Raw genomic sequence first — 14,758 nt, 5'->3', positions numbered from 1 at the left:
AATAACCAAGCCTTATCAAGGGCAAGTGGTCGAAAACAGCATTGCACAGCGATCGCGGCGTTAAGATGACAGACGGCAAAATGTTCGGGGCAATAGTGCGTGAAAAGCCCGGAACTGCGGACTTTCCCTCTCGTTTAAGAAAAGATTTACGATTTCAATCACTTGGCGTTAACTGCATATTTACCCTGCCCGGTAACCATAAGGACAAGTTTTTGCGTCCACAGGTAATCGAGTATCCCATGTCTCTTGTACGTCTTGCGCATGAGTTGCCCATCGAGGCTCCGCGTACCGCCTGGCTTGACTCCATCATCAAAGGTGATTGCGTCGCTGCTCTGGAACGCCTGCCGGATCATTCCGTGGACGTGATTTTCGCCGATCCGCCATATAACCTCCAGCTTGGCGGCGATCTGCATCGTCCCGACCAGTCGATGGTGAGCGCGGTTGACGATCATTGGGACCAGTTCGAAAGCTTCCAGGCCTATGACGCGTTCACACGCGCCTGGCTTATGGCTTGCCGCCGCGTCCTGAAGCCGAATGGCACCATTTGGGTCATCGGTTCCTACCACAATATTTTCCGCGTCGGCTCGCAGTTGCAGGACCTGGGCTTCTGGCTCCTGAACGACATCATCTGGCGCAAGACGAATCCGATGCCGAATTTCCGTGGCCGTCGCTTCCAGAACGCCCATGAAACGCTGATCTGGGCCTCGCGGGACCAGAAGGGCAAAGGCTACACCTTCAACTATGAAGCGATGAAGGCCGCCAATGACGATGTGCAGATGCGCTCGGACTGGCTGTTTCCGATCTGCACCGGCTCGGAACGCCTCAAGGACGAAAACGGCGACAAGGTTCACCCGACCCAGAAGCCGGAAGCGCTGCTTGCCCGCATCATGATGGCGTCTAGCAAGCCCGGCGACGTCATTCTCGATCCGTTCTTCGGTTCCGGCACGACCGGCGCCGTTGCAAAGCGTCTTGGACGCCATTTCGTCGGCATCGAGCGCGAACAAAGCTATATCGACGCGGCGACGGCGCGCATTGATGCCGTTGAACCGCTCGGCAAGGCCGAACTCACCGTGATGACCGGCAAGCGGGCCGAACCGCGTGTGGCGTTCACCAGCGTTATAGAAGCCGGTCTTCTTCGCCCTGGCACGGTGCTTTCCGATGAACGCCGCCGTTTTGCTGCGATTGTGCGGGCCGATGGCACGCTTGCCGCCAATGGCGAAGCCGGTTCGATCCATCGTATCGGCGCGAAGGTCCAGGGCTTTGATGCCTGCAACGGTTGGACTTTCTGGCACTACGAGGAAAACGGCACGCTGAAGCCAATTGACGCCTTGCGCAAGGTCATTCGCGACCAGATGGCGACTGCAGGCGCTTAGAGCATTTCAGCAAAAGTGTGAAACGGTTTTGCGTTGGATAATGCCATAAAACAAATAGTTAGAGCGGTTCCGGCGATTCTGTCAGAACAGGAACCGCTCTAGAACGCGTTTTGAACTGCCTGCCCCGCGCTTTTATTCTTATCGGACGGCCTCCAGCATAGTCTGATAGTGAGACGCCCGAAGCATAGGCTTCGGGCGTCTTCGCTGTTTTCGTCTGACCGGGAATTCCGGGTCAGAAAGCGAGACCCAGTGCTTTCAAGTCAGCAGCCAGCTTGTTCGCACCGGTAAAATGCACGGCCTGCCAGCCAGCATGCCTGGCACCTTCCACATTGTGCATCGTGTCATCGATGAAAAGCGTAGCTGCCGGGTCGAGATCGAATGACGCAACGTGATGATCGTAGATTTCCCGGTCAGGTTTCAGCATGCGGATGTCGCCCGACACGGTGACACCCCGGCTTTCAGTCAGAAATGGAAACCGCCCCTGCGCTTCCCGGAAAGTATCGGACGCAAAATTCGTCAGCATGGTGACGTCGTGGCCGTTCCCGATGAGACCCCGCAGAATTTCGACACTGTCCTCATAAGCGTGCGGCACCATGCGGTTCCAGTTTTGCCGGAATGCGCGGATGTGGTCGCTTTTCTCTGGGTATGCATCGATCAGCAACGCCTCAGCCTCATGCCAGGTTCTCCCGCGATCCTGTTCGATATTCCATGCGCCGGTGCAGATATTCTCCAGGAACCAACGCCGTTCCGACGCATCGGGAATAATATCGAGATAGGCGAGTTCGGGATCGTAATGGATAAGAACCCTGCCGATGTCGAAGACGATGTGCTTGACGGGACTGCTCAACGGTTTTTCCTCTTCCCTTTGAAAGCTTCTGGTATGGCAGCGGTGATCGCCTTTTTCATGACTGTTGGTAATGCCTCGTCTGAAAGCTCGGTCGGGCGGGACCACCAGCCGTCGCTGGATGCAGCCTTGCTGACATTTTCCGAACGATAGACGGAGAGCCGCAGTTCGAAATGCGTGAAAACATGCGTAATCGAACCGGAAGCTGTCCATCGCGCGGGGAACGGAGCCGCATCGATGGTCGTATCGCCATCAATGCGAGCCGTCCATCGGCTGCCCGGAACTTCGGTCATCCCGGCGAGCAGTCCCTCATCCCTTCGCTTGCGCAGAAAAACCGAACCATCTTCGGCAATGGCAATGAATGCCGCGCCTGTGCGAATTGGCTTTTCCGCTTTGGGCGCCTTTACCGGAAACTTTTCCGGGTCGCGGGATTTGAGCGCCATGCAATCGTCATTGAGCGGACAGATGGCACAAGCTGGACGCCGCGGCGTGCATATGGTTGCGCCCAGATCCATCACCGCCTGCGCAAAATCTCCCGGCCTGTCGATGAGAGTCAATTGCCCCATGAGCGCGCGGATTTCCGGTTTTGCTGCGGGCAGGGGCGTGTCGATTGTGTAAAGCCGTGAAATCACGCGTTCCACATTGCCGTCCACAACGGCGACCGCTTCACCAAAGGCGATTGCAGCGATGGCTGCGGAAGTATAGTCGCCGATGCCCGGCAGTTCCTTCAGTGCTGCGGCGCTGTCCGGAAACTTGCCGTCATGCTGCCGGACCACAGCGTCGGCGCATTTTTTCAGGTTTCGTGCACGCGAGTAGTATCCAAGTCCGGCCCATGCTCGCAGAATATCGTCTTCACTCGCCCGCGCCATTGCCTGAACCGTGGGCCAGCGTTCGGTGAACTTTACAAAGTAGGACTTGACCGCCTCGACTGTTGTCTGCTGAAGCATGATCTCGGACAGCCACACGCGATAGGGATCTGGCCTGATGCCGGATGCCTGTTCGGATGGGCTGATGCGCCACGGCAAGACGCGGTGGTGCCGGTCATACCAGTGCAGAAGCTTGGTGCTTTGATTGGAAGTGGTGGAAGTCAGCATGAGAACGGCATCGGTTAACAATTGGGCATTATTCTGATTAGAGCATTTCCAGCAAAAGTGCGAAGCGGTTTTGCGTGGGGTAATGCCTGAAAGCAAAGAGATAGAACGGATGCGCTGTTCCGCTTCACGAGAGCCGCTCTAATGCCTTAATTTTACACTTCATAGAAACAATGCTGTGCATATGAAAGGCTTAAGCATAGAAATCTGCCGGGGTCTCCAGGCAAGCTTCCTTGGAAAGAGAATAAGTGAACCAGTCAGTACCTGTCTATGTCGTCAATCTTGCGCGGTCCCGGGATCGCTGGGACAGGTTGAAGTCCAACGCCGATGCTCTTTCAATCGTACTCCGGCGCGTGGAAGCCGTCGAGGGAAAGCTGCTGTCATTGGAGGAACTGACGGATTTCGATGAGGCAGCGTTCCGTCGCTGGCACGGTAAAATCGCAATGCCGGCAGAAATTGGCTGTTACTTCAGTCACATACGAGCATTGGAAATCATAGCCGGTGCGCCGGAGCCTTTTGCCGTGATTGTAGAAGATGACATCGTTTTTACACCTGCGTTCAAACCCTTTCTAACACATTTGGCGAAGGCGGCAGGCTGGGACGCAGTGAAGCTTGTCAATCACCGAACCGCTGCTTTCCAGTCTTTCCAGCGTATTGATAGCCAGTTTTCAATTGGTCGCTGCTTGCATGGACCGCTGGGAAGTTCCGCGGCTTATGTCGTTACCCGTGAAGGCGCCTCGAAATTGCTCAAGGCGCTTCGCCCGATGCGGCTTCCTTATGATGTCGCACTGGAAAGAGGATGGGCTGGTGCTTATCAGATTTTTACAACCGACAAGCCGGTCGTCGAATTTTCGGACATGGCCACTTCTACTATCGCTCAGGGGCGCTCGGCTTACGCCAAAAAGCGTCTGCCGGCATACAAAAGGATAAGCACCCTTCTGTTTCGAGCGACAGACTATGTCAGACGAATCGCTTACTCTTTTGACAGGAAGAGCTTAAGAGAGGACAGAGTTTGAGTTTTTTTAAGAAGTCTTTTCTCCTGCGGCGTCGGATAGATTCTGGGGTACTTGCAGTCGCATCGGCGGCCATGCCCGTTCGCGTAGGGCTCGGACCACTGGTACTTTTCGTATTTTCTTGCATCGGTATTTACCTCGCCTGCGGACGTCATGCGACTACGCGCATGTTCGCCCGAAAATTCTATTTGTTTATAATCTTATATGCTGTCTGGTCGTTGGGCCTGATCCTGTTTCGGGGGGAGCCTTTCAACGACAACCGCCAGATCGGCTACACGCTGCTGATCGCGATTTTTGCTTTTGCCGGTTCGGGAATGGTGCTTGTCCGGGACCCGCTCCGGGCCTATGTCCTTGGCGCGCGTGTTGGGACGCTGCTTGCCCTGATTATCGCGCTCTATCTTTCCGTGACCGACGGGGGGCGCATAGGTGTCGGCGGTAATCAGGCTGTCTTTGCATTCGTAGCCGGGGTAGCGGCGATTTCCGCCGCCATTCCTTTGCGTAAGGCTTCGCGATATTTGCCGAACGGTCCGCAGTGGCTGGTATTGGGGTTCGCTGCGGTTCTGACGTCCGAAACCCGGGCAGTCATCGTGGTCTTGCCGATATTCGCAGCCGTGGAAACTGTCATCTTCCTGAAGCGTTTCAGTATCCGGCAGCAGGGAACTGCCTATGCGATACTGTTTGCAGCAATAGCCGCTCTCGTCGTGGTGGGCCCTGTTGGCAGCATCATTTCCAAACGTTTCGCCGGAATGATCGAATATTACGATACCGGACACGCCGCTAACTGGGAGGACAAGGTTTCGGCGGATATTCGCGAGGTCATGTGGAGGAGTGCGTCGAATGTTATCGCCGCCCATCCTCTCGCAGGTGTCGGTTCCTATTCAAAGATGGACTATGTGAGGGCCGAGGCAGGCGACAAGGCGTCGATGCTTGACGGCTTCCGCCATGTGCATAATACGGTGCTCGACGAGTTGCTGAATGACGGTATTGTCGGTCTCATCTTCATGGTCTGTGCGTTTATCTCCATCTTCGTCTATTTGTGGCGAACAGCCGATAGCTGGGCAATGCGGCGAGCCTTGATCTACTTTGCCCTTGTGTGCGGCAGCTACGGCATGCTGCACAATCCGTTGTTGCACGAAGTGACGATATCCTCGACCATGTTCTTCCTCGCGGCGCTCAACGCGGCTGCATCAAGGCGCATCATGGCGGCACGGCGCGCCGGGCTCACCTCATATGTTTTGGGAAAGAAATCAACTGCATGAAAGCGATTGTAACGGGCGCTGCCGGGTTTATCGGTTTCCATACCGCGCAGCGACTGCTGGACGAGGGCTGGCAGGTCGTCGGCATTGACAATGTAAACGATTATTATCCGGTTGCGTTGAAGGAAACGCGGCTTTCGAAGCTTCACCTGCGGGACGGGTTCCGGTTTGCGAAGGCGGATATTTCCGACGCCGCGGCACTCACCGCTGCAATCGGCTCCGACCGTGATGCGGATGTCATCGTGCATCTGGCTGCACAGGCAGGGGTACGCTATTCCATTGAGAACCCCTCGGCCTATATCTCGGCCAATGTTCAGGGACAGATCACGGTTTTCGAAACCGCGCTGCGACTGGAGAAGCGGCCGCCTGTGGTCTATGCCAGTTCGTCGTCGGTCTATGGCGCAAACGAAAAAGTGCCGTTTTCCGAGAGCGATCCCGTCGATCATCCTGTATCGATCTATGCCGCAACAAAGCGCTCTGGCGAATTGCTGGCTTACTCCTATCGTCACGTGCATAAGCTCCACTCTGCCGGTTTGCGCTTCTTCACCGTTTACGGCCCCTATGGGCGTCCCGACATGGCGCCGTGGCTGTTCACTTCGGCGATCCTCAAGGGCGAGCCGATCCGCGTGTTCAACAATGGCGAGATGCAGCGGGATTTTACCTTCGTGGAAGATATCGTCAGCGGGGTGGTAGGCGCGGTGCGACGCATAGTCGACAAGCCGGGAGATACGGCACCCGTCTATAATCTGGGCAACAACCGGCCCGTGATGCTCAACGATTTCATCGCCGCGATCGAGAAAGCAACGGGCAAGGAAGCGATCCGCAAGCTCGAACCCATGCCGGCCGCCGATGTGCCGCGCACCTATGCCGACATCACGCTTGCCGCCCGCGACCTTGGCTTTAGTCCGAAAACCACGCTCGATCAGGGTATTCCTTTGTTCGTGGAGTGGTTTCGCGGTTATAATGGAGCGCGATGAGCGAACAAACATCCAGACGCGGCTTCCGGCCGCTGGCAGATATGGCTTCGGGTCTGGTCGATCCGATGCTGCAGAAACGCGCCGGTATCAATCTCGCCTTGCTTCAGTCGTGGGAAGACATCGTCGGTCCCGCCATCGGCGCAACCTCGCGCCCACTGCGCATTATCTGGCCACGCCGTCTCCATGAGGACGACCCGTTTTCTCCTGCAACGCTGATTATTGCTTGTGAAGGGTTCGCCGCTCTTCAGGTCCAGCACGAGACAGGAGAAATCATCAGCCGTATCAACGGGTTTCTCGGCTTCTCCGCGGTCGGGCGCATCCGCATCGAGCAGAAACCGCCGCTTATTCCGGCCAAGCGACGGGTGAAGCGTCTGGCGCCGCTCGGGCCTGCGGATGAGCGCCGTATCGACAAGGCGACGGACGCTATTGAAGACGATGCGCTTCGCGCAGCGCTTGCCCGTCTCGGCAAGAACATTCTCGCAGAGAAGCGGACCACTGGCCGAAAGGACGGCAAGGGCAATTGAATTCTGCTGGCCGCCATAAATTTGATGCAAGCTTTCAGCAGTTTGTAAGAGGCGCCCCAGGTTGATTGTCGCAAATATGAAGACAAAAAATGCAAGGTGCTGACTTTCATGTGAACGCTGCGGGTCTAGCGAAGTGCGACTTGCCGCTTTAGATTGTATGTCGAAGTCAACTATTGAAACAGGACTGGATGATTCGGATGCCTGCAGCGTTTAATCGCAGACACGTTATTTCTCTTGCCGGAGCGGCGGCTGCCGGTCTGGCTTTTGCCGGTGGCGCGAATGCGCAGCAGCGTAGTCCGGAAGGCACAGTCGATGCAGCCAGGATTGCCGAACCCGGCAAGCTCAAGGACATGGTCTACGGCAAGGCGGACGCACCGGTCACCATCGTTGAATATGCATCGCTGACCTGCCCGCATTGCGCCGATTTCACCATCAACACCTTCCCGAAAATCAAGGAAAAATATATTGATACGGGCAAGGCACGGCTCATCTTCCGTGAGTTCCCGTTCGATCCGCGCGCGACTGCCGCTTTCATGCTGGCGCGCTGCGCACCTGAAGACCGGTACTTCCCGATGGTCGACGTTTTCTTCAAGCAGCAGCAGCAATGGGCGACTGCCGAAGACGGCGAAGCCGCTCTCCTGCAAATTGCAAAACTTGCCGGTTTTACACAGGAGTCGTTCAAGGCTTGCTTGACGAACCAGCAACTTCTCGATGATGTGAGAGCCACGATGGAGCGTGGATCGAAGGATTTCGGTGTGAATGCAACGCCGACGTTCTTCATTAACGGACAAAAATACGCTGGAGCGCTTTCGGTTGACGAAATGTCGGCAATCATCGACAAGCTTCTCTGATCCGTTTTTCAGATCGAAAAGCGGGCGCTCCCTTGCGCCCGCTTTTTGCGTTTCTGGGACGATAGCGGGAGGCGTTTGCTGATGCGCTTCTCCAAGCTTCGTCTTGTCGGCTTCAAATCCTTCGTCGAGCCCATGGAGTTTGTCATCGAAGGCGGGCTGACCGGTGTTGTCGGTCCGAACGGTTGCGGCAAATCCAATCTGGTCGAAGCGCTGCGCTGGGTGATGGGCGAAAACTCATACAAGAACATGCGCGCTTCCGGCATGGACGATGTGATCTTCTCAGGCTCCGCCACGCGGCCCGCGCGCAATACGGCGGAGGTCACGCTCTTCCTCGACAATTCGGACCGCAGCGCGCCGGCAAGCTATAATGATGCGGATGAGTTGCAGGTTTCCCGCCGCATCGAACGCGAATCCGGCTCGGTTTACCGCATCAACGGCAAGGAAGCGCGCGCCAAGGATGTGCAGCTTCTCTTCGCGGATCAGTCGACAGGTGCTCGTTCGCCGTCGATGGTCGGGCAGGGGCGTATCGGTGAACTGATTCAGGCAAAGCCGCAGGCCCGTCGCGCGCTTCTCGAAGAAGCCGCTGGCATTTCAGGACTTCATACGCGCCGCCATGAGGCCGAACTGCGCCTTCGTGCCGCCGAAACCAATCTGGAGCGTCTGGATGACGTGGTGGGCGAACTGGGCAGCCAGATCGAAAGCCTGAAGCGGCAGGCCCGTCAGGCAAATCGCTTCAAGGCCCTGTCCGCAGATATCCGCCGGGCAGAAGCCGCACTCCTGCATCTGCGCTGGTCACAGGCAAAGATGCAGGAAGGCGAGGCGCAAAGCGCACTGGCGCAGGCGACCTCCGCCGTTGGCGACATGGCGCAGGCGCAGATGAACGCTGCAAAGGCACAGGCAGTCGGCGCGCACAAGCTGCCCGAACTGCGTGAGGCTGAGGCCAGGGCCGCGGCTGCGTTGCAGCGCCTCTCCATTGCCCGGACCCAGCTGGACGAGGAAGGCGAGCGTCTTCGTGCTCGCCGGGCAGAGTTGATAAAGCGCCTCGAACAGCTTTCCGCCGATATAGCGCGCGAAGAAGAAATGATGCGCGAGAACGCCGATATTCTGGCGCGGCTCGATGAGGAGGAGCAGGAACTGATCGCTTCTGCCGAGGAATCCGGCGAACGCGATCAGGAATTGCACGCGTTGTTCCAGGAAGCGGAAATTCGCTTGCAGGACAGCGAGAATGCATTGTCCCGTGTGACGGCTGAGCGTGCAGAAGCGGCTGCGGAACGTGTGCAGATCGAGCGGGCCCTGAAGGAAACCCGTGACCGTCGCGACCGCCTGGCCGTTCAGATGGAGGCGATCGAGCGCGACATAGCTTCGGTTGCGGAGCAGATCGGCGGCTTGTTCGATCCGGCGGAAAAGCGCATCGTGGTCGACCGTTGCGCGGAAGCGCTGGCCACGGCGGAAGAAATGGTCGCCAGCGCGGAAGAGCTTGTCGCTAACGCACGTGAGGCGGAAGCCGCCAGCCGCCAGCCTTTGAGCGAAGCCCGCACTGAACTGAACCGTATCGAAACGGAAGCGCAGACGCTGGCCCGCATTCTGAATGCCGGTGAAAAGGGGCAGTTCCCGCCAGTGGTGGAAGAACTACGCGTTGAGAAGGGTTATGAAGTCGCACTCGGCGCAGCACTTGGCGAAGATCTCGATGCGGCCAGCGATGAACATGCGCCGGTCTATTGGGCTTACAATCCTGCCGCCAATGCCGATCCTGCTTTGCCGGAGGGCGTGACGCCGCTTGATCGGCTGGTGGAAGGGCCGCAGCAATTGCGCCGCAGGCTGGCACAGGTTGGCGTTGTTTCGGATAGTGATGGCAAGCGCCTGCAAGCCTTGTTGAAACCGGGCCAGCGGCTGGTGAGCAAGGCGGGTGCACTCTGGCGTTGGGACGGTTATACGGCGAGCGCTGATGCGCCGACACCGGCGGCCCAGCGGCTGGCGCAAAAAAACCGGCTGGCGGAACTCGAACAGGAAGCGGTTGCAGCCCGCAAGCGTGCCGAGCAGGCCGAACTGGACGTGCAGCGCACCGAGGCGGGTCTTCGCGAGGCCATTGAGCAGGAGCGTGTCGCCCGCGATCAATGGCGCGCAAACCAGCGCAAACTCGATGAAGCGCGCGAAGCCCTGGCTACCGCCGAACGCGCCGCAGGTCAGCTTGCGACACGCCGTGCGGGTCTGGAAGACAGCAAGGCGCATCTCACTGAAAATCTCGAAGAAGCGCAAATGCGCGTCGCGGAAGCCGAAGATCGACTTGGCGAAATGCCGGATATCGATGCGATTGGCGAACGGCTCGCCGCATTGAGCAGCGAGGTCATGGCGGATCGCGCGGCGCTGGCTGAGGCGCGTGCTGCCTATGAAGGGCTGCGTCGCGAGGCCGATGCCCGCAAGCGGCGGCTGGAAATGATTGCGCTGGAGCGCCGCAACTGGAAATCCCGCGCGGAGAATGCCGGCCGCCATATAGAGGCATTGAATGATCGTCGGGCGGAAACGGCGGATGAAGCCGAGGCACTTGCGGAAGCGCCTGACGAGATCGAGAGCCGTCGCCGGGCGCTTTTGAACGAGCTCTCGCAGGCTGATGCCCTTCGCAAGCAGGCGGGCGACATTCTGGCCGAGGCGGAAGCCGCGCAGGCGGAACTCGACAAGACGGCTACCCTTGCCATCCAGCAGCTGGCGGCGAGCCGCGAACAGCGTGCGCGTGCCGAAGAACGGCTTGCGGCGGCGGAAGAGCGGCGCAAGGATGCGGAAGCCCGCATCGCGGAAGCCTTGAACTGTCCTCCGCATGAGGCTATTCGCCAGACAGGCTTGAAGCCGGACGAAGCCTTGCCTGATCCCGATCAGCTGGAACGTCAGCTCGAGCGGTTGAAGATCGAGCGCGAGCGGCTTGGCGCGGTCAATCTGCGCGCTGATGAAGAGCAGCAGGAACTATCCGGACGTCTCGATACCATCGTCTCCGAGCGGGAAGACGTCATTGAGGCGATCAAGAAACTGCGCCAGGCAATCCAGAGCCTCAATCGTGAGGGACGTGAGCGCCTGCTGGCTGCATTTGACGTTGTGAATGTGCAGTTCCAGCGCCTGTTCACGCATCTCTTCGGCGGCGGCACGGCAGAACTGCAACTGATCGAAAGCGACGATCCGCTGGAAGCAGGCCTTGAAATTCTCGCCCGCCCGCCCGGCAAGAAGCCGCAGACCATGACGCTGCTTTCCGGCGGTGAACAGGCACTGACGGCCATGGCGCTCATCTTTGCGGTGTTCCTAACCAATCCGGCACCGATCTGCGTGCTTGACGAAGTGGACGCGCCGCTCGATGATCACAATGTCGAGCGCTACTGCAATCTGATGGATGAAATGGCGGCTTCGACCGAAACACGCTTCGTGGTCATCACCCATAACCCGATCACCATGGCGCGCATGAACCGTCTGTTCGGTGTCACCATGGGCGAGCAGGGCGTGAGCCAGCTCGTTTCGGTGGATTTGCAGACGGCGGAACGCCTGCGCGAAGCGAGCTAAAGCATGTCTCCCGAAAGTGGGCACCGGTTTCGGGTTAAAGACATGCGATAAAACAAACAGATGGAGCATTTCCAATGGTTCATGAAAAACAGGAAATGCTCTAGATTTCCCCCGCAAAGCCGGTGAAGCAGTTTTCGCCGGAAAGAGTTCAAAAGGCCGATAGAAAGAGCAATTGAGCGGGGTCAGTTTGAAGTGAACCCGCTAGGCCATTTTCGATGCTGATTACAGCCGTTCCAGTCAAGATTGGAGCATGGGGACCGCTGTAACTCTTTGTTTTCACGAATTATCCGGTGCGTTGAAGCGGGGCCTGGAATCAGTCCAGTGGACTGATTTCCCCGCGCTTCGCACTTTTGCTGCAAATGCTCTAACGTGCCTTGTAGCTCACGCTCATTTTTGCATCTGACAATGCGCGGGGGGCGAGCTTTTCGGGAGACAAATCGCTCAGGCCGATTGGAAGAGGTGTTTCAAAGCTCAAATCAAGTGCGAAATAGCCAGTCGGATTAGGCATGTCCTGGATGAAGCGCAGCAATGCCTTTTTCGATTCTGCATCAATCTGGCTGTCGGGCATCGCCTGTACGGCGGCACTTGCCACAGTGATGTACTGAGCGATTGCTGCTTCTGGATCTGCATCAACGTTTGACCAAGCGCGGAAGACCACGTTGGCGAGAGAGGGCACAATCAGGCTCTCCCATATTCCCTGATTATCAAGACGCAGATGCAAACGGGAAAGGGTCGCTGTCGGATTTGCTGCCAGCTGAGCGATGGATGATTCGGTAGGCAGGTTGAATTCACCTGAAATGGCGACCTTGCCCAGCCTGACATTGCTCATCTCGGCATTCTGGATGTACAGATAGCCGTCTTTCGGATCGAAACGGTAGGAAGCTGTAAAGTCAGACGGCGTTTGCTGAACAGAACTTATGAACTTGGTCAGTTTATCATCGACCTTGAGGGACAGCCGCACACCGTCAATGGCCAGACGCGCCCATTGCGGTGGGCTTGAAGCCATATCCGGCGTGTCGGACATAAAGTCACGAAGCCGGTCGCCTTCAATCTCTACCCGGTCAAACGCCCAACTCATCAGATCGCCGGAGCTGAACAATGCGTTTGAGATCACACAGCCATCATGGCTATCCCGAACGGCAAAGCCTTTGCCTTTCTCGACAATATTCATGCCTTTTAAGAATTCCGCACAGCGGCTGAGCGGCGCTTCTTCTTTCAAAGGGGGCTTGGTTTCAGCAAAGGCGGGGGCTGCAATAAAGGATAGTAGGATAGAGGGCAGAATGAAACGCATTTTACCAATTTCTGTCAGTGTGAATCGTATTGAACGCGCTTCATCATTGTCATGGAACCAACCCTGTCAACCTTGCTGACATCGCTCCTTGGCAGGCTACTTGTCGCTCCAGACCGCAAGTTCGTTGCCCGCAGGGTCAGTGAAATGGAAGCGACGTCCGCCCGGGAAGGCAAAAATGGGTTTCACAATCGTTCCACCCGCTTCCGTCACGGCAGCCAGCGTTTCTTCCAGCTTTGCGGCATACAGGACGGGCAAAGGCTTCGCGGTGGCCTCTCTGTCGGCATCAAAACCGCCGTCCAATCCTTCTGAAAAGGCGGAATAGGTTGGGCCATAATCGATAAAAGACCAATCGAAAACACGCGCGTAGAAGCTCTTGGTCGCATTGAGCGATCCGTTTCCAGTCGGCATTTCGAGATAGTCGAGCTTTCCTGTGATACGCATTGCATTTGTCCATAATGTTCATTTTTTGTTCCAATTTGACCGAAAGCTGCGCGTTTTGTCAAGGCGCAGGAGCAAGACTAAATTTTTGGTTCCGTCTAGACAGGGCTTATAAAAGCGTTTTGCCGGCATAGTGCAAGCCAACGCGCGTTGATGCTGCCTGTTGTCTCGGCCAGTTCCATCAGCTCGAAGAAACTTTGATTAGCTGTTGATAGCTGTGCACGAACCGCAATTGCTAGTCAAAACTGGGTTTTCCGCGAGCGGTATTGAACCGGGGTACAATCTGGATTCCGCGCGATTAGATTTGCGAGTGTGCTCTCTGCTTGTCTGTTGATACATAAAGAAACTCTGATTGAAGTAACTGTATGAATATCGCCATGTTTGCGTATTTGGATGGTTTGTAAGTTCAATCAGTAGTGCTCAGAAGTGGCCGCATTTCCGGAAAGAACGCTACCATTTGACTATATATAATATATATAGTCTAATCGCGTCAATGGTCAACGTTGGTGACGTTTCCTATGAGATTTTCTTCGGACTTTGTCTGGGTGGAGCCCACTCGCTGGCGTTGTCATGTGAACAGGAGAACGTTGTGGCAATCATGTTCATGCGAGCACAGATGATCGGCAGGGGAGCGGGACGCAACATCATCTCGGCTGCCGCCTATCGCCATCGCACTCGGATGAGAGACGAACAGACCGGAACCTTGTTTAACTATCGCGGCGGCGACGATGATTTGGTCCATGAAGAACTGGCGTTGCCGGAAGATATTCCAGCGTGGCTGCAGACCGCTATCGAGGGGAAAACGGTGGCTGCGGCAAGCGAGACACTGTGGAATGCGGTTGACGCATTTGAGACGCGTGTGGATGCACAACTCGCCCGTGAGTTGATCATCGCGCTGCCGGAGGAACTGAGGCGGGTGGAGAATATCGGTTTGGTTCAGGAGTTCATCCGGGACAATCTGACTTCGAAGGGTATGATCGCTGACTGGGTCTATCACGATAAGGGCGGCAATCCTCATATCCACCTGATGACCGCATTGAGGCCGCTGACGGAAGAAGGGTTTGGTCCCAAATATATGCCGGTTCGCCGACCCGACGGGAAGCCACTACGTGAGGTAAAATCAAATCGCCATAACGGGGATATTGTTTATACGTGTTGGGCGGGCAACAGGGAGACAATGAAGGCGTGGAAGATCGCCTGGGCGCAAACAGCCAGCCGTTATCTGGCACTTGCTGGCCGTGACATCCGCCTTGACGGTCGTTCCCATGCCGAACAGGGACTTGACGGGATTGCCCAGAGGCATCTGGGACCCGGAAAGTCGGCGATGATGCGCAAGGGCGTCGAGATGTATTTTGCACCTGCCGATCTGGCGCGCCGGCGCAAAATGACCGCCCGGCTGCTTGCCGATCCAGAGCCTCTCCTCAGACAGCTTGGCAATGAGCGCTCCACCTTTGACGAGAAGGATATCGCAAGGGTCATCCACCGCTATGTCGATGATCCGGCAGACTTTGCCAATATCCGTGCACGACTGATGGCTTCTCCTGATCTGGTGCTCCTTAA

12 protein-coding genes are annotated in these 14,758 nt (G+C 56.8%); 8 read left to right on the top strand and 4 right to left on the bottom strand.

The window, feature by feature from the left end; all coding sequences use genetic code 11:
* The first annotated feature begins 239 nt into the window (after positions 1 to 239).
* Positions 240 to 1,373, top strand: coding sequence for a site-specific DNA-methyltransferase (locus ACOWVS_RS21465; RefSeq protein ID WP_006470702.1), 1,134 nt, complete (start codon positions 240 to 242; stop codon positions 1,371 to 1,373).
* 232 nt (positions 1,374 to 1,605) lie between these two features.
* Here ACOWVS_RS21465 and ACOWVS_RS21460 read toward each other — a convergent pair whose 3' ends face one another.
* Positions 1,606 to 2,220 (bottom strand): HAD family hydrolase, encoded by a 615-nt coding sequence (locus ACOWVS_RS21460; protein WP_006470703.1) that lies wholly within the window; start codon positions 2,218 to 2,220, stop codon positions 1,606 to 1,608.
* Complete coding sequence (mutY, locus tag ACOWVS_RS21455; RefSeq protein WP_036564727.1) at positions 2,217 to 3,311, bottom strand: A/G-specific adenine glycosylase; 1,095 nt, start codon at positions 3,309 to 3,311, stop codon at positions 2,217 to 2,219. Before mutY ends, ACOWVS_RS21460 begins: the two co-directional genes overlap by 4 nt.
* 245 nt (positions 3,312 to 3,556) lie before the next feature.
* Here mutY and ACOWVS_RS21450 point away from each other — a divergent pair, with 245 nt between their 5' ends.
* The 6 genes from ACOWVS_RS21450 to smc all read left to right on the top strand — a co-directional run bounded on the left by ACOWVS_RS21450 (position 3,557) and on the right by smc (position 11,469).
* Positions 3,557 to 4,324 carry a glycosyltransferase family 25 protein gene (locus ACOWVS_RS21450; RefSeq protein WP_025091944.1) on the top strand — a complete coding sequence of 256 codons (768 nt, stop codon included), beginning with the start codon at positions 3,557 to 3,559 and terminating at the stop codon, positions 4,322 to 4,324.
* Positions 4,325 to 4,509: 185 nt separating this feature from the next.
* Complete coding sequence (locus ACOWVS_RS21445) at positions 4,510 to 5,580, top strand: O-antigen ligase family protein (protein WP_247644470.1); 1,071 nt, start codon at positions 4,510 to 4,512, stop codon at positions 5,578 to 5,580.
* Positions 5,577 to 6,554 (top strand): SDR family NAD(P)-dependent oxidoreductase, encoded by a 978-nt coding sequence (locus ACOWVS_RS21440; RefSeq protein ID WP_075042464.1) that lies wholly within the window; start codon positions 5,577 to 5,579, stop codon positions 6,552 to 6,554. Before ACOWVS_RS21445 ends, ACOWVS_RS21440 begins: the two co-directional genes overlap by 4 nt.
* Positions 6,551 to 7,078: a DUF721 domain-containing protein gene (locus tag ACOWVS_RS21435; RefSeq protein WP_006473222.1), complete on the top strand. Its 528-nt coding sequence runs from the start codon at positions 6,551 to 6,553 to the stop codon at positions 7,076 to 7,078. The genes ACOWVS_RS21440 and ACOWVS_RS21435 overlap by 4 nt, the downstream gene beginning before the upstream one ends.
* A gap of 197 nt (positions 7,079 to 7,275) precedes the next feature.
* The gene (locus ACOWVS_RS21430) at positions 7,276 to 7,929 is read left to right on the top strand and encodes a DsbA family protein (RefSeq protein WP_006473221.1); all 654 of its coding nucleotides are present in this window, start codon (positions 7,276 to 7,278) and stop codon (positions 7,927 to 7,929) included.
* Positions 7,930 to 8,010: 81 nt separating this feature from the next.
* The gene (gene smc, locus ACOWVS_RS21425) at positions 8,011 to 11,469 is read left to right on the top strand and encodes a chromosome segregation protein SMC (protein WP_006473220.1); all 3,459 of its coding nucleotides are present in this window, start codon (positions 8,011 to 8,013) and stop codon (positions 11,467 to 11,469) included.
* A gap of 364 nt (positions 11,470 to 11,833) precedes the next feature.
* Here smc and ACOWVS_RS21420 read toward each other — a convergent pair whose 3' ends face one another.
* Both ACOWVS_RS21420 and ACOWVS_RS21415 read right to left on the bottom strand, forming a co-directional pair.
* On the bottom strand, positions 11,834 to 12,760 hold the full coding sequence (locus ACOWVS_RS21420; RefSeq protein ID WP_006473394.1) for a hypothetical protein: 927 nt from the start codon (positions 12,758 to 12,760) through the stop codon (positions 11,834 to 11,836).
* 96 nt (positions 12,761 to 12,856) lie between these two features.
* Positions 12,857 to 13,201: a VOC family protein gene (locus ACOWVS_RS21415; protein ID WP_075042465.1), complete on the bottom strand. Its 345-nt coding sequence runs from the start codon at positions 13,199 to 13,201 to the stop codon at positions 12,857 to 12,859.
* Positions 13,202 to 13,787: 586 nt separating this feature from the next.
* Between ACOWVS_RS21415 and ACOWVS_RS21410 the strand changes: the two genes are divergently transcribed.
* A partial coding sequence (locus ACOWVS_RS21410; protein WP_420973142.1) for a MobA/MobL family protein occupies positions 13,788 to 14,758 on the top strand: 971 nt, incomplete at its 3' end.

Origin of the sequence: Brucella sp. IR068, assembly GCF_049065885.1 — a bacterium.
GTDB classification, from domain to species: domain Bacteria; phylum Pseudomonadota; class Alphaproteobacteria; order Rhizobiales; family Rhizobiaceae; genus Brucella; species Brucella intermedia.
This window is presented reverse-complemented; position numbering and strand designations above follow the sequence as displayed.

Excerpts from the sequence above, each read along its gene's own strand:
- ACOWVS_RS21415 (WP_075042465.1), bottom strand. The coding sequence starts at position 13,201 with ATGCGTATCACAGGAAAGCTCGACTATCTCGAAATGCCGACTGGAAAC.
- ACOWVS_RS21435 (WP_006473222.1), top strand. The coding sequence starts at position 6,551 with ATGAGCGAACAAACATCCAGACGCGGCTTCCGGCCGCTGGCAGATATG.
- ACOWVS_RS21440 (WP_075042464.1), top strand. The coding sequence starts at position 5,577 with ATGAAAGCGATTGTAACGGGCGCTGCCGGGTTTATCGGTTTCCATACC.
- ACOWVS_RS21430 (WP_006473221.1), top strand. The coding sequence starts at position 7,276 with ATGCCTGCAGCGTTTAATCGCAGACACGTTATTTCTCTTGCCGGAGCG.
- smc (WP_006473220.1), top strand. The coding sequence starts at position 8,011 with ATGCGCTTCTCCAAGCTTCGTCTTGTCGGCTTCAAATCCTTCGTCGAG.
- ACOWVS_RS21420 (WP_006473394.1), bottom strand. The coding sequence starts at position 12,760 with ATGCGTTTCATTCTGCCCTCTATCCTACTATCCTTTATTGCAGCCCCC.
- ACOWVS_RS21465 (WP_006470702.1), top strand. The coding sequence starts at position 240 with ATGTCTCTTGTACGTCTTGCGCATGAGTTGCCCATCGAGGCTCCGCGT.
- mutY (WP_036564727.1), bottom strand. The coding sequence starts at position 3,311 with ATGCTGACTTCCACCACTTCCAATCAAAGCACCAAGCTTCTGCACTGG.